The sequence below is a fragment of the Komagataeibacter xylinus genome, from assembly GCF_009834365.1.
GTDB lineage: Bacteria > Pseudomonadota > Alphaproteobacteria > Acetobacterales > Acetobacteraceae > Komagataeibacter > Komagataeibacter xylinus_D.
Genome location: NZ_CP041348.1, coordinates 2,687,854 through 2,710,946 on the forward strand (window position 1 = coordinate 2,687,854; position 23,093 = coordinate 2,710,946).

Annotated in this window: 21 protein-coding genes; 12 read left to right on the plus strand and 9 right to left on the minus strand. The window is 63.4% G+C overall.

Annotated elements, in window-relative coordinates; genetic code table 11:
* Nucleotides 1-23: 23 nt before the first annotated feature.
* Complete coding sequence (glyA, locus tag FMA36_RS12875) at nt 24-1,313, minus strand: serine hydroxymethyltransferase (protein ID WP_206065321.1); 1,290 nt, start codon at nt 1,311-1,313, stop codon at nt 24-26.
* A gap of 200 nt (nt 1,314-1,513) precedes the next feature.
* Here glyA and FMA36_RS12880 point away from each other — a divergent pair, with 200 nt between their 5' ends.
* The 3 genes from FMA36_RS12880 to FMA36_RS12890 all read left to right on the plus strand — a co-directional run bounded on the left by FMA36_RS12880 (nt 1,514) and on the right by FMA36_RS12890 (nt 5,011).
* Nucleotides 1,514-2,983 carry an amino acid permease gene (locus FMA36_RS12880; protein ID WP_167518033.1) on the plus strand — a complete coding sequence of 490 codons (1,470 nt, stop codon included), beginning with the start codon at nt 1,514-1,516 and terminating at the stop codon, nt 2,981-2,983.
* 80 nt (nt 2,984-3,063) lie between these two features.
* Nucleotides 3,064-4,056, plus strand: a complete 993-nt coding sequence (hemB, locus tag FMA36_RS12885; RefSeq protein ID WP_159262757.1) for a porphobilinogen synthase — start codon at nt 3,064-3,066, stop codon at nt 4,054-4,056.
* Nucleotides 4,057-4,201: 145 nt separating this feature from the next.
* Nucleotides 4,202-5,011, plus strand: coding sequence for an arginyltransferase (locus FMA36_RS12890; RefSeq protein WP_159262758.1), 810 nt, complete (start codon nt 4,202-4,204; stop codon nt 5,009-5,011).
* Nucleotides 5,012-5,097: 86 nt separating this feature from the next.
* Here the strand turns inward: FMA36_RS12890 and parC are convergent, their stop codons facing one another.
* The 4 genes from parC to rpsB all read right to left on the minus strand — a co-directional run bounded on the left by parC (nt 5,098) and on the right by rpsB (nt 10,010).
* Entirely contained in the window at nt 5,098-7,314 is a 2,217-nt protein-coding gene (gene parC / locus FMA36_RS12895; protein ID WP_159262759.1) for a DNA topoisomerase IV subunit A, read from the minus strand.
* 59 nt (nt 7,315-7,373) lie between these two features.
* The gene (gene recO / locus FMA36_RS12900; RefSeq protein WP_159262760.1) at nt 7,374-8,165 is read right to left on the minus strand and encodes a DNA repair protein RecO; all 792 of its coding nucleotides are present in this window, start codon (nt 8,163-8,165) and stop codon (nt 7,374-7,376) included.
* A 48-nt stretch (nt 8,166-8,213) separates the two neighbouring features.
* On the minus strand, nt 8,214-9,119 hold the full coding sequence (tsf, locus tag FMA36_RS12905; RefSeq protein WP_159262761.1) for a translation elongation factor Ts: 906 nt from the start codon (nt 9,117-9,119) through the stop codon (nt 8,214-8,216).
* 105 nt (nt 9,120-9,224) lie between these two features.
* Nucleotides 9,225-10,010: a 30S ribosomal protein S2 gene (gene rpsB, locus FMA36_RS12910; RefSeq protein WP_061271752.1), complete on the minus strand. Its 786-nt coding sequence runs from the start codon at nt 10,008-10,010 to the stop codon at nt 9,225-9,227.
* A gap of 273 nt (nt 10,011-10,283) precedes the next feature.
* Here rpsB and FMA36_RS12915 point away from each other — a divergent pair, with 273 nt between their 5' ends.
* A complete protein-coding gene (locus FMA36_RS12915) occupies nt 10,284-10,715 on the plus strand; it encodes an OsmC family protein (protein ID WP_159262762.1) in 432 nt (143 codons plus the stop codon).
* A gap of 18 nt (nt 10,716-10,733) precedes the next feature.
* Here FMA36_RS12915 and aroC read toward each other — a convergent pair whose 3' ends face one another.
* Nucleotides 10,734-11,807: a chorismate synthase gene (gene aroC / locus FMA36_RS12920; RefSeq protein WP_159262763.1), complete on the minus strand. Its 1,074-nt coding sequence runs from the start codon at nt 11,805-11,807 to the stop codon at nt 10,734-10,736.
* A 19-nt stretch (nt 11,808-11,826) separates the two neighbouring features.
* Nucleotides 11,827-12,666, minus strand: coding sequence for an enoyl-ACP reductase FabI (gene fabI / locus FMA36_RS12925; RefSeq protein WP_159262764.1), 840 nt, complete (start codon nt 12,664-12,666; stop codon nt 11,827-11,829).
* A gap of 201 nt (nt 12,667-12,867) precedes the next feature.
* Here fabI and pdxH point away from each other — a divergent pair, with 201 nt between their 5' ends.
* The 8 genes from pdxH (at nt 12,868) to FMA36_RS12965 (ending at nt 20,737) form a co-directional block, all read left to right on the plus strand.
* Nucleotides 12,868-13,473 (plus strand): pyridoxamine 5'-phosphate oxidase, encoded by a 606-nt coding sequence (pdxH, locus tag FMA36_RS12930; RefSeq protein WP_159262765.1) that lies wholly within the window; start codon nt 12,868-12,870, stop codon nt 13,471-13,473.
* A gap of 98 nt (nt 13,474-13,571) precedes the next feature.
* Complete coding sequence (locus FMA36_RS12935) at nt 13,572-14,453, plus strand: universal stress protein (protein ID WP_159262766.1); 882 nt, start codon at nt 13,572-13,574, stop codon at nt 14,451-14,453.
* A gap of 163 nt (nt 14,454-14,616) precedes the next feature.
* Nucleotides 14,617-15,321, plus strand: a complete 705-nt coding sequence (locus FMA36_RS12940; protein ID WP_159262767.1) for a phosphoadenylyl-sulfate reductase — start codon at nt 14,617-14,619, stop codon at nt 15,319-15,321.
* A 78-nt stretch (nt 15,322-15,399) separates the two neighbouring features.
* The gene (cysD, locus tag FMA36_RS12945; protein ID WP_061271758.1) at nt 15,400-16,194 is read left to right on the plus strand and encodes a sulfate adenylyltransferase subunit CysD; all 795 of its coding nucleotides are present in this window, start codon (nt 15,400-15,402) and stop codon (nt 16,192-16,194) included.
* Nucleotides 16,195-16,218: 24 nt separating this feature from the next.
* Nucleotides 16,219-18,105 carry an adenylyl-sulfate kinase gene (cysC, locus tag FMA36_RS12950; RefSeq protein ID WP_159262768.1) on the plus strand — a complete coding sequence of 629 codons (1,887 nt, stop codon included), beginning with the start codon at nt 16,219-16,221 and terminating at the stop codon, nt 18,103-18,105.
* 146 nt (nt 18,106-18,251) lie between these two features.
* Nucleotides 18,252-18,581, plus strand: coding sequence for a DUF2849 domain-containing protein (locus FMA36_RS12955; RefSeq protein WP_159262769.1), 330 nt, complete (start codon nt 18,252-18,254; stop codon nt 18,579-18,581).
* Nucleotides 18,571-20,259, plus strand: coding sequence for a nitrite/sulfite reductase (locus FMA36_RS12960; RefSeq protein ID WP_159262770.1), 1,689 nt, complete (start codon nt 18,571-18,573; stop codon nt 20,257-20,259). Before FMA36_RS12955 ends, FMA36_RS12960 begins: the two co-directional genes overlap by 11 nt.
* Nucleotides 20,246-20,737, plus strand: a complete 492-nt coding sequence (locus FMA36_RS12965; RefSeq protein WP_159262771.1) for a DUF934 domain-containing protein — start codon at nt 20,246-20,248, stop codon at nt 20,735-20,737. The genes FMA36_RS12960 and FMA36_RS12965 overlap by 14 nt, the downstream gene beginning before the upstream one ends.
* Nucleotides 20,738-20,760: 23 nt before the next feature.
* Here FMA36_RS12965 and pgmG read toward each other — a convergent pair whose 3' ends face one another.
* Nucleotides 20,761-22,170 carry a phosphoglucomutase/phosphomannomutase PgmG gene (gene pgmG / locus FMA36_RS12970; protein ID WP_159262772.1) on the minus strand — a complete coding sequence of 470 codons (1,410 nt, stop codon included), beginning with the start codon at nt 22,168-22,170 and terminating at the stop codon, nt 20,761-20,763.
* Nucleotides 22,167-23,036: a UTP--glucose-1-phosphate uridylyltransferase GalU gene (galU, locus tag FMA36_RS12975; RefSeq protein WP_110568246.1), complete on the minus strand. Its 870-nt coding sequence runs from the start codon at nt 23,034-23,036 to the stop codon at nt 22,167-22,169. The genes pgmG and galU overlap by 4 nt, the downstream gene beginning before the upstream one ends.
* Nucleotides 23,037-23,093 lie beyond the last annotated feature (57 nt).

The window sequence follows — 23,093 nt, forward strand, 5'->3', positions numbered from 1 at the left end:
CTCGGGGCGGGCGTGCCTCATGCTCAGGCGTAGATGGGGAAGCGGGCGCACAGCGCCTTGACGCGGGCATGCACGGCCTGCTCCGTCTTCTCGCAGCCTTCCTCGCCGGGTGTTCTGGCAAGGGCGGTCAGCACTTCGTCGATCATCAGGCCGATTTCATGGAACTCGGCTGCGCCAAACCCGCGCGCGGTGGCAGCCGGGCTGCCGAGGCGGATGCCCGAGGTGATGGCGGGCTTCTCGGGGTCGAAGGGAATGGCGTTCTTGTTGGCGGTAATGCCCGCGCGCTCGAGCGCACGCTCGGCGGCACGGCCCGTAACACCCTTGGGGCGCAGGTCAACAAGGATCAGGTGGCAGTCGGTGCCGCCGGTCACGATGTCAAAACCAGCCTTGACCAGTGTCTCGGCCAGGATGCGGGCATTGCTGGCCACGGCCTGCTGGTAGGTCTTGAAGTCGGGGCGCAGGGCCTCCCCAAACGCCACGGCCTTGCCTGCGATGACATGCATGAGCGGGCCGCCCTGCAGGCCAGGGAACACGGCGGAATTGATCTTCTTGGCCAGATCGGCATCGTTGGTCAGGATCAGGCCACCACGCGGGCCGCGCAGGGTCTTGTGCGTGGTCGAGGTCACGACATGCGCATGCGGCACCGGCGAGGGATACAGCCCTGCGGCCACAAGGCCCGCGAAATGCGCCATGTCCACCATCAGGTAGGCGCCCACCTCATCGGCAATGGCGCGGAAACGGGCGAAGTCGATGATGCGCGGATAGGCCGAGCCACCAGCCACGATCAGCTTCGGCTTCTCGGCGCGCGCCAGGTGCTCCATTTCCTCGTAGTCGAGCAGGCCGTCCTGCTTGCGCACGCCGTACTGCACGGCGTTGAACCACTTGCCCGAGTAGTTGGGGGCCGCGCCATGCGTCAGGTGGCCACCGGCGGCAAGGCTCATGCCCATCACGGTATCGCCCGGCTTGACCATGGCCATGAACGCCGCCTGGTTGGCATTGGCACCGGAATGGGGCTGCACGTTGGCGAATTCGGCGCCGAACATCTTCTTTACGCGTTCGATGGCAAGGGTCTCGACCTTGTCCACTTCCACGCAGCCGCCATAATAGCGGCGACCGGGATAGCCTTCGGCGTATTTGTTGGTCAGCACGCTGCCCTGGGCAGCCATGACGGCGGCCGAGACCATGTTCTCGCTGGCGATCAGTTCAATCCCGTCGCGCTGACGCACCAGTTCCGCATCGATCATGGCGGCGACATCGGGGTCGGCTTCGGTCAGGGGGGCGCGGAAAAACTGCTTGAGGTCACTCTGGCTGATAGGGTCCGACACCGGTATGGTTCTCCATCAAATTATCGTCTGTCATTTCCGGCTGGGCAAACGGACATGACACCTATGGGGACAGGCCTGCTATGTGCGCCATATCGTGGCGTTTAGACAACGCCAAAATGACCGGGAGAGGCTGATTTGACTGTTGTTCCCCCCTATGCACCCACCTGCGGCATGGCAGGCGTGGTCTCATGAGCACGGACATAAGGCGCGCGCTGCTGCGCAGGCTGCCCGTTGGTGCCCCGGCACGTGATGCGGGGCTGAAACGCGTATTGGGGATTGGCAGCCTGCTGACCCTGGGCGTGGGCGGCACCATCGGGGCGGGCCTGTTCTCGCTGACCGGCATTGCCGCGGGCAACAATGCCGGGCCTGCGGTGATCGTGTCATTCGCGGTGGCGGCCATTGCCTGCGCCTTTGCCGGGCTGTGCTACGGCGAGCTCGCGGGCATGATCCCCTCGGCAGGGAGTGCCTATGTCTATGCCTATGCGGCACTCGGTGAACTGGCGGGGTGGATCATTGGCTGGGATCTGGTGCTGGAATATACGGTCGGCGCCTCTGCGGTATCGGTCAGCTGGGCGCGTTACATGCGCTCGCTGCTGGAAGGGTGGGGCATCCATATCGATCCCCGCTTCATGGCCTCGCCGTTTGAGGTGGTGGGCATGATGCATGGCCAGCCCGTGCATGGTCTGGCCAACCTGCCTGCCGTGTTCATTATTTTCGCGCTCTCCGCCCTGCTCATGCGCGGCATTTCCGAATCCGCGCGGCTGAACGGCGTGATCGTGGTGGTCAAGCTGGTTATCATCGCCGCCGTGATCGGTTTTGGCCTGCCCTATATCAAAACCGCGAACTACGCGCCCTTCATTCCCCCCAACACGGGTGAATTCGGGCATTATGGTCTGTCGGGCATCATGCGGGCGGCGGGGCTGGTGTTTTTCGCCTATCTGGGGTTTGACGCAATCTCCACCGTAGCGCAGGAAACCCGCAATCCCGGCCGGGCCATGCCCATCGGGCTCATGGGCACGCTGGCCATCTGCACGCTGGTCTATATCAGCTTCTCGTTCGTGCTCACGGGGCTGGTCAATTACCGCGATCTTGCAGGTGACGCGGCCCCGGTGGCCACCGCCATCGACCAGACCCCCTTCGGCTGGCTCAAGGCGGCGGTCAAGGTGGGGGTGATCTGCGGGTTCCTGTCGGTCATGCTGCTCATGCTGCTGGGGCAGAGCCGGGTGTTCTTCGCCATGTCGCGCGACGGGCTGCTGCCGCCCATGTTTGGCCGCACGCATGCGCGCTGGGGCACGCCTGTGGCCTGCCATCTGTTCTTCATGGTGGTGACCGGAATCATGGCCGCCTTCCTGCCCATTACGCAGTTGGCCAACATGACCTCGATCGGCACGCTGCTGGCCTTTGTCATCGTGTGTGTGGGGGTTATGGTGCTGCGCGTGCGTGAAGCCGACCGCCCGCGCGTGTTCCGCGTGCCCGGCGGCATGATCGTGCCCGTTGCGGGCATTGCCAGTTGTCTGGCGGTCATGGTCTCGCTCGATGGGCTGACCTGGCTGCGGCTGGTGGTGTGGCTGGCCATCGGGCTGGTGGTGTACGGCCTGTATGGCATGCGGCACAGCAGGCTGGGCCAGAACATGCCTGCCATGCAGGACCGGGAGTAAGTGTTACCGCATCATCATTTGGCAGGGCGCGGCTGGCGGATCATAGTCAGCATCCTCTTACCTCACTGGAGTTGGATTGGATGAGCATCGGTCAGTTTCCCCATGTAAGGCTGCGGCGTAACCGGCACGACCGGTTCACCCGGCGCCTCGTTACTGAAAACACGCTTTCGACCGATAACCTGATCTGGCCGATCTTCGTGACCGAGGGCACCAATTCCGTAACGGACGTGGTCTCCATGCCCGGCGTGCAGCGTGTCAGCCTCGATAAGCTCGCCGCCCATGTGGAGCCTGCGGCAAAACTCGACATCCCTGCCCTCGCCCTGTTTCCGATCACGCCGACGAGCCTGCGTGACGAAGCCGGGACCGAGGCCACCAACCCCGACAACCTGATGTGCCGCGCCGCCCGCCTGCTCAAAAAGGAATTCCCCGAAATCGGGCTGATCGGCGATGTGGCCCTCGACCCCTATACCAGCCACGGCCATGACGGGCTGATCGAGGATGGCTACGTGGTCAATGATCCCTCGGTCGAGATTCTGGTCACTCAGGCGGTCAATCAGGCTGCGGCGGGCATCGATATCATCGCCCCGTCCGACATGATGGACGGGCGCATCGGCTCCATCCGCACCGCCCTTGACGGCAGCGGCCTGGTCAATACCCGCATCATGTCCTACGCCGCCAAGTATGCCAGCGCCTTCTACGGCCCCTTCCGTGATGCGCTGGGCTCGGGCGGGCTGCTGACGGGTGACAAGAAAACCTACCAGATGGACCCCGCCAACAGCGATGAAGCCCTGCGCGAAGTGGCGCAGGACCTGCGCGAAGGGGCCGACATGGTGATGGTCAAGCCCGGCATGCCGTATCTGGACGTGATCGAACGCGTGCGGCGGGAATTCGCGGTGCCGACCTTCGCCTATCAGGTATCGGGCGAATACGCGATGCTGATGGCCGCCATACAGAATGGCTGGCTCGACCGTGACCGCGTGATACTGGAAAGCCTGATGGCCTTCCGCCGTGCGGGCGCCAACGGCGTGCTGACCTATTTCGCGCTCGACGCGGCCCGCCTGCTGCGCGCCTGATCCGGCCGGAAAGCGCCCTTCAGCCACCGCCGGATAGTTGATGCCTGCAACCGGGAAGATATGATAACCGTATAAGCATACGGGCAGTCTGTCTTTCCGGTTTGCGAGGCTGTCTTTTTTCCGTTTTCCGGCAGGTGGAGAGCGCATGACCTACACATCGCCACGGCATCCACAGCTGTTCTATACCACCGCCCCCATGCCCTGCCCCTACCTGCCGGGGCGCATGGAGCGCAAGGTCGTGACCGAAATTGGCGGCCCCGAGGCCGTGCCGTTCCATAACCGCCTGTCACGCGCGGGGTTCAGGCGCAGCCACACCATTGCCTATGCTCCGGTCTGCGCCAACTGCACCGCCTGCACGCCCATACGCGTGCCGGTTGCCCGCTTTGCGCCCAGCCGCACGCAGCGACGCGTGCTCGGGCGCAATAGCGGGCTACGCAGCGCGCGCGTGCCGCCCCATGCAACGCCCGAGCAGTTCAACCTGTTCAGCGCCTATCAGGCCACCCGGCATGACGGGGGCGACATGGCCTCCATGACCTTCCCCGATTACCGCGCCATGATCGAGGATACGACGGTCGAGACCTTCATGATCGAGTTCCGCGACGCGGCGGGCCGTCTGGTCTGCGTGGCGCTCGTTGACCAGCTTGATGACGGGCTGTCCGCCGTTTATGATTTTTTTGATCCCGATATGCCGTCGCATTCGCTGGGCACGTTCGCGGTGCTGCACCTGATCGAATATACCCGCACGCTCGGCCTGCCCTATCTGTATCTGGGCTACTGGATCAGCGAGAGCCACAAGATGGCCTACAAGGCCCGTTTCCGCCCTGCCCAGATCATGACGCGCGGCGTGTGGCATGACCTTGACCTGAGCCAGCCTGATGCCGGGCAGCCGCAGGACAGTGCCTTCCTGCCGGATGACCTGTTTCACCCGCCGCAACCGGATATTGATAAAAAGTAAAAGTTTTTGAACGCCGCCTTCTGTTCAAAAAGGCGGCGTTACCCTGAAGCTTTTTGAAAAAAGCTTCACCAAAAACGTTTTTCTTTTCAGCCCTTTGGCTTGCGGGTGGCCCAGGTGGGGGCCGGTTTGCCGGTATCGGCGCGCTTGCCTAGATAGTCCTTCACATCGGCAAAGGAACGGGTGCGGTTGGGGTCGGGCCATGGCAGGCCGGTTGCCGCGGTGAACACCATCGCATCGCGCAGGCCGCCTTCCTTGTATTTCTGCAAGATCACGCCAAGGCCACGCGTCATTTCCGGCAACTGATCGAGCGGGAAGACGAGCATGCGCCTGTTCTGTCCCAGCACCAGCACATGATCGCCGCCTGCGGGTGCGCAGACCAGCGCGCTTTCATTTTCCTTGAGGTTCAGGATCTGCTTGCCGGTGCGCTTTTCCGCCGTCATGGCCGATTCAGCCACCACCAGCCCGCGCCCGGCACTTGAGGCCAGCAGACGTTTGCTGCTGTCATCCACCGGGAACATCGTGATGATGTCCTCATCATTCGACAGGTCGATCAGCAGGCGCAGCGGCTGGCCATCACCCCGCCCACGCGGCAGGTCGGCCACGCGCAGCGTAAAGGCGCGGCCATCGGTGGCGAATACGCACAGCCGGTCGTTGCTGTGGCATTCCACCGCCATGCCCGGCCCGTCGCCTTCCTTGAACTTGAGGCCCTGCGGGTCCTGTCCGTGGCCGCGCACGGTGCGGATCCAGCCTTTCTGCGACAGGATGACCGTCAGCGGGTCGCGCTCGACCGGTAGCGCCGCTTCCACATCGATCTCGGGCGGCGGTTCGGCCAGCGTGCTGCGCCGTGCGCCAAGCGCCCCACTGCCAAAGTTCTTCTGGATTTCTTTGATTTCAGCCGCGATGCGCTTCCAGCGCAGCCCTTCCTGGCCCAGCAGGTCCTGCAGGGACTGCTTTTCCGCGCTCAGCTTGGCGTGCTCGGCGCGGATTTCCATTTCCTCCAGCCGGCGCAGGCTGCGCAGGCGCATGTTGAGCACGGAATCCGCCTGCAGTTCGGTCAGGCTGAAGGTTGCCATCAGCGCCGCCTTCGCATCGTCCTCCTCGCGCACGATGCGGATGACCTCATCAAGATTGAGGTAGACTGCAAGGAAGCCATCAAGAATTTCAAGCCGCCGGTTGACCGCCTGCAGCCGGTTGGTGCTGCGGCGCAGCAGCACGTCGTGGCGGTGGTCGAGCCAGGCCTGCAGCACCTCTTTCAGGCTGCGCACGCCGGGTACCTGATCGGCGCCAAGCACGTTCATGTTCAGGCCAAAGCGGCTTTCAAGCTGGGTGGCGCGGAACAGCGTTTCCATCAGCACGGCAGCTTCGATACCGCGTGACTTGGGCTCAAGCACCAGGCGGATATCGGTCGTGCTTTCATCGCGGATATCAGCCAGAAGCGGGAGCTTTTTCTGCTCCATCAGATCAGCCACCTGCTCGATCAGGCGCGATTTCTGCACCTGATACGGGATTTCGGTCACTACGATCTGCCACGTGCCGAACCGGCCCTGCTCCACCTCCCACTTCGAGCGGATGCGGAAGGAGCCGCGCCCCGTCTCATACGCGCGGGCGATGGCGTCACGATCCTCAACAATGGCGCCACCGGTGGGAAAGTCCGGTCCGGGCATGTGTTCGAGCAGATCGAGCGTGGTGGTGGATGGCTTGCGGATCAGCGCAAGGGCTGCTGAACAGATCTCGCCCACGTTATGCGGTGGAATGGAGGTTGCCATGCCCACGGCAATGCCTGCCGCCCCGTTGGCCAGCAGATTGGGGAAAGCGGCAGGCAGCACAACCGGCTCCTGCTCCTCGCCATCGTAGGTGGGACGGAAATCGACACTGTCCTCGTCAATGCCTTCAAGCAGGGCCTTGGCCACGGCGGTGAGGCGGGATTCGGTGTATCGCATGGCGGCGGCGTTATCGCCGTCGATCGAGCCGAAATTACCCTGCCCTTCCACCAGCGGGTAGCGCACGGCAAAATCCTGCGCCAGCCGTACCAGCGCCTCATAGACCGAGGCATCGCCATGCGGGTGGTATTTACCGATCACGTCACCCACCACGCGGGCGCATTTCTTGAACCCCGCCGTAGGGTCCAGCTTGAGCTGCTGCATGGCATAGATCATGCGCCGGTGCACGGGCTTCAGCCCGTCACGCACATCGGGCAGCGAGCGCGACATGATGGTCGACATGGCATAGGCCAGATAGCGCTGGCTCAGCGCATCGGCCAGCTTGGTATCTTCAATATGGCCGACTGTTGGGTCCACAGACATGCAATCTTCCTCCCGCAGGTGAACAGATAGCGAAACTTTACGGTTTGTCCAATGGTGTATCAGCCCGGCGGGGTCTGCGTTTCATCCGCGGGCGTATCTGGCGGCGTGATATCGGCCGCGCGCGCGATCAGGTCGAGCAGCCTGAAGCGGGCCTCAGGTACCGGGCGATGGCGCTGGCCAAACGCATCGCGTTGCAGGAAATGCCCGGTCAGGCGCAGGCCGTCATACCAGTCCTGCGGGGTGCCAGTTTCATCAGGATGCAGCACGAAACCGGGCAGTGGCAGCAGGCGCTGGCGCCATTCCCCTGCCCGCGCGTCCGATACGGCGCGCCCCGTGCGGGGCGAGACCCAGCGCAGGTCATCAGCAGGGCCACCAAGGGCGCAGCGACCCAGATCAAGGCCGAAGCCAAGATCAGAGAGCAGCATCAGTTCCCAGCGCACGATTTCGGGCATGGCCTCGGCCACTGCCCATTGTGGGTCGAGGCTGATCCGCGCCAGCAGGCTGGCCAGACCCTGAAAAATGGCGGGATGCGGCTCGCGCTCGGGCAGGCAGCCATCGGCCAGCGCGCAGAGCGAGGCCAGCATGGCCAGCGGCAGCGGGTCATCAAGGATGCGCGCAGCCGAGGCATGCACCACCTCGGCCGAAATATTGCCCAACTGCTCGGACAGCCGCGCCACCCAGCGCGCGCGTAACAGGTTGCCGGTCTGCCAGACCGCACGCCCCCGGCTTGATGAACCGCCACGTGCCAGGCCGTGATAGAGGCCGTGCTCGCTTGTGAGTACATGCACGATGGCGCTGCCCTCGCCATAAGGTGCGGCAGAAAGCACAAGGGCGGGTGCCTCCCATTCCATCAGGAAGCCCCCGCCCTTGTTAAAAGAAAACCGGAAACCGGCAACTGATCAGTTGCCGGCAGCCTTCGCCACTTCAGCGGCAAAGTCGTTTTCTTCCTTCTCGATGCCTTCGCCGAGCTGGAAGCGCTCGAAGCCCTTCAACTTGGCGCCTGCCTTCTCAACGATCTTGCGCACGCGGCTCTCGCCATCATGCACCCAGACCTGCTCGAGCAGCACCACTTCTTCGTAGAACTTGCGGATACGGCCTTCGACCATCTTCTCGATGATGGCATCGGGCTTGCCCGAAGCCTTGGCCTGCTCCACCAGCACCGCGCGCTCACGCTCGAGCGACTGCGGGTCAACGCTGTCAACATCAAGTGCCGCCGGACGGGTGGCGGCAACATGCATGCCGATGCGACGGCCGAGGTCTTCCAGCGCTTCGCTGGCACTCGGCGCCTCAACAGCGGCCAGAACGCCAATCTTGCCCAGGCCGGGGTTGACCGCGCCATGCACGTAGGTGGCGACCACGCCCGAGGGCACGCTCAGCACGCGCGCGCGGCGGATGGACATGTTCTCGCCAATGGTGGCGATCAGGTGCGTCAGTTCATCGGCCACGGTGCGACCGCTTTTCAGCACGGCGCCCTTGAGCTTTTCCAGATCGTCGCCCACGCTCAGGGCGGCATGCGCCACTTCGGACACGAAGTTCTGGAAATGCTCGTTGCGGGCAACGAAGTCGGTCTCGGCGTTGATCTCGACCATGGCGGCCTTCAGATCGGTCTGCGCCACGCCAACCAGGCCTTCAGCCGTAACGCGGCCTGACTTCTTGGCAGCAGCCGAAAGGCCCTTCTTGCGCAGCCAGTCGATCGCGCCCTCGATGTCGCCTTCGGCTTCGTTGAGGGCCTTCTTGCAGTCCATCATGCCCGCGCCGGTCTTCTCGCGAAGTTCCTTGACGAGCGCTGCGGTAATTTGCGCCATTATGCTGATACTCCATCACGACAGGCGCACGCCCCGCAAGCGGGCGGGGCGTGTCCTTGCTGTGTCAGTTGCGCCGGCGGGCCAGGGCCGCGCCGACGCCCGTTTTCATTCCGCGCTAGCGGCGGCTTCCGTCACGGCCGTTTCCACGGCGGGGTCAACCGGCAGTTCCTCGGATGCACCGAAGTCCTCGCCCGAAGCGCCCAGCTCGGCGGAGATGCCATCGAGCACGGCGGACGAAACCAGCTCGCAATACAGGGCGATGGCGCGGATGGCGTCGTCATTGCCCGGAATTGGGAAGGTCACGCCACGCGGGTCGGAGTTGCTGTCCAGCACGGCCACGACCGGAATGCCCAGCTTGTTGGCTTCTTCAACCGCCAGCTTTTCCTTGTTCGTGTCGATCACGAACAGGATGTCCGGCAGGCCGCCCATTTCCTTGATGCCGCCGAGCGAACGCTCAAGCTTCTCGCGGTCGCGGGTGATGTCCAGGACTTCCTTCTTGGTCAGGCCCTGGGTGCCGTTTTCCAGCATCTCGTCAATGCCGCGCAGGCGCTTGATCGAACCGGTGATGGTCTTCCAGTTCGTCAGCATGCCGCCGAGCCAGCGGTGGTTGACGTAATACTGGCCGCAACGCTTGGCGGCTTCGGCCACCTGATCGGCAGCGGCGCGCTTGGTGCCCACAAACAGCACGCGGCCACCACCGGCCACGGTGTCACGGATCGCCTTGAGCGCACGGTCCAGCATGGGAACGGTCTGCTGCAGGTCGATGATGTGGACCTGGTTGCGCACGCCGAACAGGTACGGCGCCATGCGCGGGTTCCAGCGGCGGGTGTGGTGACCGAAGTGCACGCCGGCTTCGAGCAGCTGGCGCATGGTGAATTCAGGCATCGCCATGTCGGCTAAATCCTTATGTCTGGTTTATCCTCCGTGAAGCACGCCCTGTATTGCAAGGACACCAGAGGTCTTGGCTTCACGTGCGAATTGGCCCCAACGTGGGACCGTGGCGGGATATGGCCGTTTTGAGCGCATATTGCAAGACCCAACCGGCGACGAATGCATCGTGATGCAACTTTGGAGGCATAGCCCTGTTGCCCAGTGCTAGGGATAACCGTCACCCCCGGGTGCCGGATGCGCCCGTACCGCAACTGCATAAAGGACTGAACCGCAATGGCGATCACGAAATTTGCGACGGCTCACTGGTCAGGCGGCCTGAAGGACGGCAAGGGCGAAATCTCAACCCAGAGCGGCGTGCTCAAGAGCCAGCCCTACGGCTTCAACACCCGCTTCGAGGACAAGCCCGGCACCAACCCCGAGGAACTGCTTGGTGCAGCCCACGCGGCCTGCTTCGCCATGGCACTGTCGGGCATTCTGGGTGGCGCGGGGCTTACAGCCAGGTCGCTCGATGCAAAATCCGAGATCCTGCTCGACAAGCAGGGCGAAGGCTTCGCCATCACCCATGCCAAACTGACGCTGGAAGCCGAGATTCCGGATGCCACCGAGGAACAGTTCAAGGAACTGGCCGAGAAGGCAAAAGCGGGCTGCCCGGTCTCCAAGCTGTTCAACGCGACCATTACGCTGGATGCGAAGCTGAAAGGCTGATCCGCCCGGGTAGGAAGCCTAGCTTCCCACCTGCCCCCGGTGGCGCAGCAGGTGATCGGCCAGCACGCAGGCCATCATTGCCTCGCCCACCGGTACGGCGCGGATGCCAACGCAGGGGTCGTGTCGCCCTTTTGTCATCACGTCCACATTCTCCCCTTCCCGCGTGACAGAGGGAACGGGTGTCAGAATCGAACTCGTGGGCTTGACCGCAAACCGGGCCACCAGCGGCTGCCCGGTTGAAATGCCGCCGAGCACCCCGCCTGCATGGTTGGAGGCAAAACGGAGCTGGTCGCCTTCCATGCGCATGGGGTCGGCATTTTCCTCGCCCGTGAGGCTGGCTGCGGCAAAGCCTTCGCCAATTTCCACCCCCTTGACGGCATTGATGCTCATGAGCGCCATGGCAAGGTCTGAATCAAGCTTGCCATAGATCGGCGCGCCGAGACCCGCAGGCACGCCCTCGGCCACCACCTCGATCACCGCGCCGATGGACGAGCCCTTCCTGCGGATATCCGCCAGATACTCTTCCCACACCGGTAGCGCCTGCGCATCGGGGCAGAAGAGCGGGTTGGTGTTTACCAGATCCCAGTCCAGCCGCGCGCGGTCGATACCGTGCGGACCGACCTGCACCATGGCGCCGCGAATGCGCACACCTGTGCCAAGCACCTTGCGCGCCACGGCACCGGCCGCTACCCGCATGGCTGTCTCACGCGCGGAGGAGCGGCCACCGCCACGATAGTCGCGGATGCCGTATTTGGTGTCATACGCCACATCGGCATGGCCGGGGCGGTAGCGGGTGGCGATATCGCCATAATCACGCGAGCGCTGGTCGGTATTGCGGATCAGCAGCGAGATGGGCGTACCGGTTGTCTGCCCCTCGAACACGCCGGACAGGATCTCGACCTGATCGGCCTCCTGGCGCTGTGTGGTGAATTTTGACTGCCCCGGCCTGCGGCGGTCCAGCCAGGGCTGGATATCGCTCGCATCCAGCGGGATGCGCGGCGGGCAGCCATCAATCACGCAGCCAATGGCGGGGCCATGGCTTTCCCCCCAGGTGGTGACGCGAAACATGTGGCCGAAGGTGTTGTACGACATGAGGGCAGACTTCCCGCGATCAGTTACCCGCGACCGTAATGTCCGGCGCGGTGGGGTTCTTCATGCCGACAATGTGGTAGCCGGAATCAACATGATGGATTTCGCCCGTCACACCACCCGACAGGTCGGACAGCATGTAAAGCCCTGCCCCGCCCACTTCCTCAAGCGACACGTTGCGCTCGAGCGGGGAGTTGTACTGGTTCCACTTCAGGATATAGCGGAAATCGCCAATACCATTGGCGGCCAGTGTCATGACCGGGCCAGCCGAGATGCCGTTGACGCGGATGCCATCGCTGCCGAGGTCAACCGCCATGTAGCGCACCGAAGCTTCGAGTGCCGCCTTAGCCACACCCATCACGTTGTAATGCGGCATCACGCGCTCGGCACCCAGATAGGTAAGCGTGAGCAGCGAGCCATTCGGGTTCATGATGGCGGCAGCCCTGCGGGCGACAGCGGTAAAGGAATAGCATGAGATGTCCATCGCCTTGAGGAAGGCGTCACGCGGGGTATCGACATAGCGCCCGCGCAGGAACTGCTTGTCCGCCCAGCCAATGGCGTGGACCAGGAAGTCGATCTTGCCCCATTCCTTCTCGATGGCGGCAAAGGTTGCATCCATCGCGGCGTCATCGGTCACGTCGCACGGCAGCACCATTGTCGAGCCCACGGTCTCGGCCAGCGGGCGCACGCGCTTGCCCAGCGCCTCGCCCTGATAGGTAAAGGCCAGTTCACCCCCCTGCTCGGCCACGGCGCGCGCGATGCCCCAGGCAATGGAGCGGTCATTCGCAACACCCATGACAAGGCCCCGCTTGCCTTTCATCAATGAACCCTTGATGGCGATTTTGGGCGCGCCGTCTGACATGCTGCTATCCTTAAACTGGTAAATGACGGATGAAATTTTCGGCCTCGTGGTTGCACAAGCTGCCGTTTCGGACAAGATGCCGAATGCTGTAATTGTAGCTAATATTTGTCACACGGTAACTTACCTTATGTTTCCATATGTTTCGCATCCCGCGGCCCAGCCGGGCGGCGCACGCGAAACGCCCTGCGGAACCCGGAGCCCATGACCTCACCCCTCCTCGATCTTGCTGCCGACCCGTTTGACCTGTTCACGACCTGGATGGCGGATGCCAAGGCCCATGAACCCAACGACCCCAACGCCATGGCGCTGGCCACCGCGACAGCGGAAGGCCGCCCCTCGGTGCGGATGATCCTGCTCAAGGGCGCCGACCGGCGGGGCTTCGTGTTCTACACCAATCTCAACAGCCGCAAGGCAGCCGAGCTGAAGGCCAACCCGCACGCCGCCCTGCTTTTTCACTGGAAGAGCATCCGCCGCCAGATCCGCATCGAGGGACCGGTCGAACCCGTCACCCCCGCCGAGGCCGATGCCTATTTTGCCAGCCGCAGCCGCATCTCGCGGCTCGGTGCGATTGCCTCCAACCAGTCACACCCACTAGCCGACCGCGCCGTGTTTGAAAAAGCGGTGGCGGACCTTGAGGCCCGCTATCCGGACCCTGAAGCGATCATTCCCCGTCCTGCCAACTGGAGCGGCTTCCGCCTCGTGCCGCAGCACTTCGAATTCTGGCAGGACCGTCCCTACCGTCTGCATGACCGCGCCGTGTGGGAGCGCGCGCCGGGCGGGTGGCGAACCGAGCGCCTTTATCCCTGAGAGCAGAACTTAACGCTGCCTGATCCGTTTTACCCAGTGACGGGTGCCGGCAGAACTGCTCATACAGGTTCCCACGAACGGATCAGGAGGCTCATTAGATGTGTGTGCGCAGGATATTGCTGCCGCTTGGTGGTGCAAGCCACGCGCAGAGTGCGCTGCATGTAGGCGGCGCGATCGCGCGCATGTTCGATGCGCATCTTGCCGTGCTGCATGTCGGCACCGACATGCAGGAAGTCGGCCCCCTAGTAGGTGAAGGCATGTCCGGCGTGATGGTGCAGGACATGATTTCCACCGCACTGAAGGAAAGTTCTGAACGCCTCCATGAGGTGCGCGGCCTGTTCGATGCCTTCACGCGCCGTGAGAACATTCCCGTCGTGGCGGTGGATTCTCCCCTTTCGCCGGGCAACATGCATGCGCTTTCAGCCAGTTTCATTGCCCATAGCGGGCATACGCGCAGCGTGGTGTCGTTTCAGGCGCGGCTGTCCGATATCGTGGTGCTGCGCCAGCCCAACCCGGAAGGCGATGTTTCCTCATCCGAAACACTGCACGCCATCCTGTTTGAAAGCGGGCGCGGGGTCATTATCGCCCCGCCCATAGCGCCCCCCACCATTGGCCGACGCATCTGCATCGGCTGGAATGGCACATCGGAGGCCGCATCGGCCATCCATCACGCCCTGCCCCTGCTGCGCCGGGCGGAAGCGGTGTGCATCCTCTACAGCCCAGCCTACCAGCGGCCAGGGCCGGAGGCGCGGCATGTACGCTCTTTCCTTTCGCTGCATGGCATCGAGGCCAATATTCACGAATTCGGGAGTGATACACGCCCCGTAGGCGAGGAAATGCTCGCAACCGCCCATGATTTCAATGCCGATATGCTGGTGATGGGAGCGTATTCCCACTCCCGCCTGCGGCAGATGATCCTTGGCGGTGTGACGCGCCACATGCTTGAAAACAGTGATATCGTGGTGCTCATGAGCCGTTAGCTGCGGTGCCACGCCCCCGGTGCTGCCATGCCGGGGGACATATATGAAATACGCACCAGAATATGTATAAATTATGCCTTTCCCTTGATTTTACACTCCGCCAAGAGTAGGTGTGGCGTGAAAAGAACGCTATGACCTAGTGTAATCGGGTGCGGGGAACATTATGCGTATCGATGCGGATATTGTGGCTGAACTGAAGCAGGCGGGTGAAAACGCATCCGACGTGCTGCGTGTCGCCCTGACGCGGCTGCGCGGCCGGATCGCGCTGGTGTCGTCCTTCGGGGCGGAATCCGCTGTCATGCTGGCCCTTGCGGCTGAAATCGATCCCGCCGTCCCGGTCCTGTTCCTTGAAACGGGGCAACACTTCCCCGAGACACTGGCCTACCGCGAGGAACTCGCTCGTGTTCTGGGGCTGAGCGACGTGCGCGACCTGCACCCCAACCCCACTGCTCTTGAAAAGCGCGACCCCACGGCGGAACTCTGGGCCTTCGACCCCGATGCCTGCTGCGCCCTGCGCAAGGTCGAGCCGCTTGATGAGGCCATGATCCCGTTCGATGCTTGGATTACGGGCCGCAAGCGCACGCAGGCGGCCACCCGGCAGGGTCTGCCCGTGATCGAGGACGCGCCGGGCGGCAAGATCAAGCTCAACCCGCTCATTGCCTGGACGCCGCGCGAGCTGGATGCCGAGATAACGCGCCGGCATCTGCCGCGCCACCCGCTTACGCTGCGCGGCTATCCTTCCATCGGGTGCGCGCCGTGCACGCGGCCCGTGACCGAGGGTGCCGACCCGCGCGCGGGCCGCTGGGCAGGCAAGGCCAAGACCGAATGCGGCATACACATGCGCAAGCCGGCCCGGCAGGGCACATGATTCCCTTTTCCGCTTCCCCCGCGCCGGGGTTGCCGGTTTCTCCCGTTTTCTTTCCTGTTACGGAAGGTCTGTAATTCCATGGACGATCTCGACCAACTCGAGGCCCAGAGCATCTTCATTCTGCGCGAAGCCTATCGCAAGCTGAAGCCACTGGCGATGCTGTGGTCGCTGGGCAAGGATTCAAACGTCATGCTCTGGCTGGCGCGCAAGGCCTTCCTCGGGCGCGTGCCGTTTCCGGTCATGCATGTCGATACCGGCAAGAAATTCCCGGAAATGTATAAATTCCGCGATGAATACACCAAGAAGTGGAACCTCGAACTGCTGCTGGGCGACTGCCCGCCGGTTGAGGAAATCGACCCCACCCTGCCGCCTGCAGCCCGTTCCGCCGCGCGCAAGACCGCAGGGCTTGCCGCGATGATCGACAAATACAAGCTGGCAGGCGTGATCGCGGGCATCCGGCGTGATGAGCAGGCCACCCGTGCCAAGGAGCGCGTGTTCAGCCCGCGTGGCTCGGGTCACAAATGGGATGTGCGCAACCAGCCCCCCGAATTCTGGGACCAGTACGCCACCCCGCATGAGGCGGGCGTACATGTGCGTGTTCACCCCCTGCTGTCCTGGCGCGAGATCGATATCTGGCGCTATATCGAGCGTGAGGGCATTCCGCTGGTGGACCTGTATTTCTCCAAAGAGGGCAAGCGCTACCGCTCGCTGGGCGATCAGGACATTACCAGCCCGATCGAGAGCAATGCCTCGACCGTGGCCGAAGTGATTGCCGAGCTTGAAACCTCGCGCACATCCGAGCGCGCGGGTCGCGCCATGGACCATGAATCCGAGGATGCCTTCGAGCGCCTGCGCGTGGCCGGCTACCTCTGAGCGGACAGGACGGAGTTACAGACAATGAATACAATCCCGACCCCTGCCCCGCAGGACGCCGCCACCCCCATCGTGATCGTGGGCCATGTCGATCATGGCAAGTCCACGCTGATCGGTCGCCTGCTGTATGATACCGACAGCCTGCCCGAAGGGCGCGTGGCGCAGATCATCGAGTCCAGCAAGAAGCGCGGGCTGACGGTTGAATGGAGCTTCCTGCTCGACAGCCTGCAGATCGAGCGTGATCAGGGCGTGACCGTTGATTCAACGCGCATTCCCTTCAAGCTGGGCGACCGCCAGTTCGTGATCGTGGATGCACCGGGCCACCGCCAGTTCCTGCGCAACATGATCACGGGTGCGGCTGATGCCGAGGCCGCCGTGCTGGTGGTTGACGCCAATGAGGGCGCGCAGGAGCAGACCCGCCGCCACGCCATGCTGCTGCGCCTGATCGGCATCCGGCATGTGATCGTGTTCATGAACAAGGTCGATATCTTCAACTACGACCAGAAGAAGATCGAGGCCGCCGAGCGCGACATCACCACGCTTCTGCACCAGCTTGAAATCGAGCCGACCGTGTTCGTGCCCGCATCCGCGCGCGAGGGCGACAACATGGCCTCGCGTTCGGACAAGATGCCGTGGTACAAGGGCCCGACCCTGACCGAGGCGCTGGCCGCCGTCCCCGCTCCTTCATCACGCGCCGACCTGCCGCTGCGCCTGCCGGTGCAGGATGTCTACCGTTTTGACACCAAACGCATCGTGGTGGGCCGCATCGAGCGCGGGCGCATCCGCGTGGGCGATGAGGTGGTGATTGGCGTGCATGGCGCAAAAGCCCGCATCGCCAGCATTGAAAGCTGGCATACCGCCCCGCAGGTGGCCGCTGTTGCCGGCCAGTCCGTGGCCGTAACGCTTGAGCCTGACGTGATCCCCGACCGGGGCGACTTCCTGTTCCCCGCCGACCATGCGCCGCTGCGCGCGGCCCGCATCCGCACGCGTCTGTTCTGGCTGCGCCAGGAGCCGCTGCGCGTGGGCGAGAGCTTCAAGCTGCGCCTTGCCACGGCTGAGCATCAGGTCACGGTTGCCGCCATTGATTCGGTCGTGCGGCTCGAAGACCTGACCGAACACCCCGCCGAGGAAGTGCCACCCGAGGGTTTTGCCGAGATTACGCTGGCCGTGTCGGAAACCATGCTGTTCGACCCGTTTGTGCCGGGAACGGCTGATGGGCGTGGCGTGCTGGTCGACCGTAACCAGCAGATCGTGGGCGGCGCGCCGCTGATCGGGGTGGCCGAGAGCGTTGCAGGCCGCAATGCCATCCACCCCACCGGCAGCGCCGTATCGCTGTGGGACCGCGCGCAGGCCAAGGGGCATCGTGGTGGCGTGTTCTGGATGACCGGCCTGCCGGGTTCTGGCAAGAGCACGCTGGCGCGCGAGGCGGAAAACCGCCTGTTTGCCCGTGGCATCGACGTGTCGGTGCTCGATGGCGATACGCTGCGCGCCGGGCTGTGCGCCGATCTTGGCTTCTCGGATGCCGATCGGCGTGAAAACATGCGCCGTGCCGCGGCCGTCGCCCGCATCCTGGCCGAGAGCGGTCAAGTCGTGATCGTGGCCCTGATCTCGCCCACCGTGGCCGATCGTGAAATGGCGCGCCAGATCGTGGATGAAGGTTTCCATGAAATCTTCATCGACACGCCGCAGGCCACCTGTGAGCAGCGCGACCCCAAGGGGCTGTATGCCGCCGCCCGCGCAGGCAAGATCGAAGGCTTTACCGGCGTGGATGCTCCCTATGAGGCTCCGGCGAAGCCCGACCTGCGGGTGGAGACCACCGATGCATCACGTGATGAGACAGCCGCCCGGCTGGCGACTTACATCACGGATGCCATCCGTCTTGATGCGCCAGCACAGCGCCAGACATCCTGAATGGTGCGACCGGCATGCCCTGTTGCAGGCATGCCGGCCTTGCATTACCGGATTGGAAAAAATGGGTGCACGGGCATTGGCCGCGCACCCATTTACAGCAGTTAAGGCAGTTACATGCCCGTTGCCTGAAAGGGATCGGTTCAGAAGTGGATGTCAGGAACAACCGCCGGGACATGACCGGCGCCAGCGTCATTACCGCCAACCGGCTGCTTGATGGCCGTATCGTGTGGCTTGCGCCGCAGGGCTGGTCGGAGGCGATCAGCCAGGCCCGCGTGTTTGACAATGCAGCGGTGGAAGACGCCATAAAGCAGGCGAAGGCCGCGGCAGATGCACGCACGGTGGTGGGCATCTATGGCGTGCAGCTTGATCCCGATGCCACGCAGATCACCCCCCTGACCGTGCGCGAGCGCATCCGTGCCTTCGGGCCGAGCGTGCACCCCGATTTCGCCCCCGTGGAGACGCCCCATGTCCACTGACACCGTAACCCGGCCGGTTGGCCGCTACGCCTATGACGAGGTGGACCGCACCTTCGTGTCGCAGCGCGTGGCCCAGTTCCGCGAGCAGGTGGGCCGCCGCGTGGCGGGTGACCTGACCGAGGACGAATTCAAGCCCCTGCGCCTGATGAACGGCCTGTACCTGCAGTTGCACGCCTACATGCTGCGCGTGGCCGTGCCTTATGGCATGATGGGTTCGGACCAGATGCGCGAACTCGCCCATATCGCCCGCACGTATGACCGCGATTACGGCCACTTCACCACGCGCCAGAACATCCAGTTCAACTGGATCCGGCTTGAAGATACGCCTGATATCCTCGAGCGGCTGGCAGGCGTGAACATGCATGCCATCCAGACCAGCGGCAACTGCATCCGCAACGTGACATGCGACGAGTTTGCCGGTGCCGCCGCCGATGAACTGCTCGACCCGCGCATCCATGCCGAGATCCTGCGCCAGTGGTCCACGCTGCACCCGGAATTCTCCTTCCTGCCGCGCAAGTTCAAGATCGCCATCAGCGGCAGCCCGCATGACCGCGTGGCCGCGCGTTTCCATGATATCGGGCTCGTCGCCCATCCAGGCCCGGACGGGCGGCCTGTGTTCGATGTGTTCGTAGGCGGCGGGCTTGGCCGCACGCCAATCATTGGCGTTAAGCTGCGCGACAACCTGCCCGAGGAAGACCTGCTGGCCTACCTTGAGGCCGTGGTGCGCGTGTATAACGCCTATGGGCGGCGCGACAACATGTACAAGGCGCGGATCAAGATCCTGGTGCAGGCGCTGGGCGTGGAGCAGTTCCGCGAGAAGGTCGATGCCGAATTCGCCCAGATGAACCGCGCGGATTACCGCCTTGAACCCGCCATTGTAGAGGGCATTCGCGCACGCTTCGGCATTCCTGATCTGGATGCCCCTGCCGATGCGGCGCAGAAGCTCGAAGCTGACCGCAAGGCCGATGCCCGCTTTGACCGCTGGGTGCGCACCAATACCCATACCCACCGGCATGAAGGCTTCATCAGCGCGGTGGTGTCCATCAAGCCCGATGGTGGCATTCCCGGTGACGTCACTGCCGACCAGATGGACCTGATCGCGGATCTGGCTGACGCATTCTCGTTTGGCGAGATCCGCGTTACCCATATGCAGAACGTAGTGCTTGGCCATGTGCGCAAGGACCGGCTGCGCGACCTGTGGCTCAGGCTTGATGGCGCCGGGCTGGGCACGCCCAATATCGGGCTGGTCGGTGATATCATCGCCTGCCCCGGCCTGGATTACTGCGCGCTGGCAAATGCACGCTCCATCCCCATTGCGCAGAAGCTGAGCGCGCGCTTCGCCAACCCCGAACTGCAGGAAAACATTGGCAACCTGCGCATCAACATCTCGGGCTGCATCAATGCCTGTGGTCACCATCATGCCGGCCATATCGGCATTCTGGGCGTGGACAAGCGCGGCGAGGAGTTCTTCCAGCTTACCCTTGGCGGTTCGGCGGAAAATGACGTGGCCATTGGCCAGATCATCGGCCCGGCTTTGCCGGAGGATGAAACGGTCGATGCCATTGCCCGGCTGATCGACACCTATCTTGTGCTTCGCCATGAAGGCGAGGCGTTTATCGAGACTTACCGGCGCCTTGGTGCCGCCAGCTTCAAGGACGCCGTCTATGCCCCTGCTTGAAAATGGTCATGTGACCGAAGACCGCTGGGCGCAGGCCACCGCAGGCGAAGCCTTGCCTGATGGTGCCGTGATCGTGCCTCTTGAACGGCTGGAGGAAGGGCTGGCCCGCCCGAAGGCGGCGCCGCTTGGCGTTGCCATCGGGCCGGATGTGGACGTGGCCGTGCTGCGCCCCGCCCTGCCCCGGCTGGCGCTGGTGGCGGTGAACTTCCCCACCTTTCGCGATGGGCGGGCGTTTACGCAGGCCCGCGCCCTGCGTGAGCATCTGTCCTTTACCGGCGAGATCCGGGCTACCGGCACGCCGCTGCCCGACCAGTACGAGTTCCTGCTCCGCTGTGGCGTGACGACCGTGCAGACCGACCGGGCGGAAGACGTGGCCGTGTGGCAGCAGGCGCATGAAATCATTTCCATCGCCTACCAGCCATCCGTGCTGCATGAGCGCCCGCAGGGGCTGGGGCTACGCCGTTTTCTGGGCAAATAAAAGTTCGACCCGGAGCGATGCTGTTAGTGCGGGGCGGGCGTGCCGGAGAAATCGGGCGCGCTAAGCCCCGAGGCCTCCAGTTGTGCCGTGATCGCGGCCTTCAGCCGCTCAAGTGCTGCCTCATTCGGGCCTTCTGCCCGGGCGACAAGAACCGCCTGAGTGTTGGAGGCGCGGAGCAGCCACCAGCCATCCGGCGTGGTGACGCGCACGCCATCAATGGTGGAGACACGCGCCCCGCTGCATTCCAACCGTTTGGCGATTTCGGCAATAACCGTGAATTTGCGGGTATCGGCGCAGGCAAAACGCAGTTCAGGCGTGGAAACGGCAGTGGGCAGGCCCAGCCGTACATCTGAGAGCGGACCCTTGAGGCGCGAGACAATGCCCAACAGGCGGAGTGCTGCGTATAACCCGTCATCAAAACCGTACCAGCGATCGGCAAAAAAGAAATGCCCTGACATCTCGCCTGCCAGCGGGGCGCCGGTCTCGGCCATTTTCATCTTGATGGGGGAATGCCCGCTCTTCCACATCACTGGCGTGCCGCCAGCGCGGTCAATCTCTTCAAACAGGGTCTGGCTTGCCTTGACATCGGCAATGACCGTAGCACCTGCATGGTCGCGCAAAATGTCACGCGCCAGCACGACCAGAAGCTGGTCTGCCCATAGTACGGTGCCGGTATTGTCCACCACGCCCAGACGGTCGGCATCGCCATCAAAGGCCAGGCCCAGATCGGCCCCCTCTTCCCTCACGGTCGCAATGAGTTGCTCAAGGTTGGCCAGAACGGTCGGGTCAGGGTGATGGGCGGGAAAAGTGCCATCAATTTCAGCATTGAGAATGCGGTGCCGGCCCGGCAGTTTTTTCACCAGTAGCGACAGGATTTCGCCCGCGGCACCATTGCCGCTGTCCCACACGACATTAAGGGGCCGGTCCGTGCCGTCCCAGTCGCGCAGCAGGCGGTCTACATAGGCGGGAATCACGTTTACATCGCGCGTGGTGCCGGTAGCCTCGGCCACGACATCCCCACTTGCGGCCAATCGCCCGAGTTCGCGGATCTGTTCGCCAAAAAACGGTCTGTTGCCAAGCACCATCTTGAAGCCGTTATGGTCGGGCGGGTTATGGCTGCCTGTCACCATAATCGCACCGTCGGCCCCCAGCGTGGTCGCGGCAAAATAGAGCATCGGCGTGGGACCACGCCCGATGCGTAACACGGCCATGCCGGATGCCATGGCCCCTGCCCCGAGCGCGCGCTCAAGGGCGGGGGATGACAGGCGTCCGTCATAACCGATGACGACGGTCGAGCCGCCCGCCCGTGCCACCATGGAGCCGAAGGTGCGGCCGATGGCATAGGCGTCGTCCTGCGTCAGGCTTTCACCCACAATCCCGCGGATATCGTATTCCCGCAGGCTTGTGGGATCGAAATGGTGCCTGAAGCTCATTTATACTTTTTGAGGAATTCCCGCACGTCGCCAGCCAGGTCCTCGCGTGCGAGGGCGAAGGCGATCTGTGCCTCAAGGAAGCCCGGCTTGCTGCCGCAGTCGAAGCGCTTGCCTTCGTAGCGATAACCGTGGAACGGCACGTGACCGATGGTCTTGGCCATGGCGTCGGTCAGCTGCACTTCGCCGCCTGCACCCTTTTCCAGCTTGGCAAGGTGCTTGAGCACGTCTGCCGTCAGCACGTAACGACCAATGACCGACAGGGTCGAGGGCGCATCCTTGGGGTCGGGCTTTTCAACCAGGCCCTTGACTTCAACCGTCTTGCCGTCATCCGCGCCAACGTCGAGGATGCCGTAGCTGCCGGTCTGCTCGCGCGGCACTTCGGTCACGGCCAGCACGTTGCCGCCGGTCTTGTTATAGACTTCAACCAGCTGGCCGATGCAGGACTTCTCGCTCTGCACCACGTCATCGGGCAGCAGGATGGCGAACGGATCGTTGCCGATGAACTCACGCGCACACCAGATGGCATGGCCAAGGCCGAGCGGCTCCTGCTGGCGCACGGACAGCATGGACCCCGGGGTCACGCGCGTGGCTTCAAGCGCCTTCAGCGCGGAGGCCTTCTTGCGGGCCTTCAGCGTGTCTTCCAGCTCATAGGAAATGTCGAAATAGTCAATCAGGGAATCCTTACCCCGGCTGGACACGAGGCAGAATTCCTCGATCCCGGCTTCACGCGCTTCGTCGATGGCGTACTGGATCAGCGGGCGATCGACAACGGTGAGCATTTCCTTGGGCACGCATTTGGTTGCGGGCAGGAAGCGGGTGCCAAGGCCGGCCACCGGCAATACGGCTTTTTTAAGGGGCTTAATCACTAATATTTACCTCAAGATGCATGGCAGAAACAGACAATCCCGGCTGACCGCCCATTT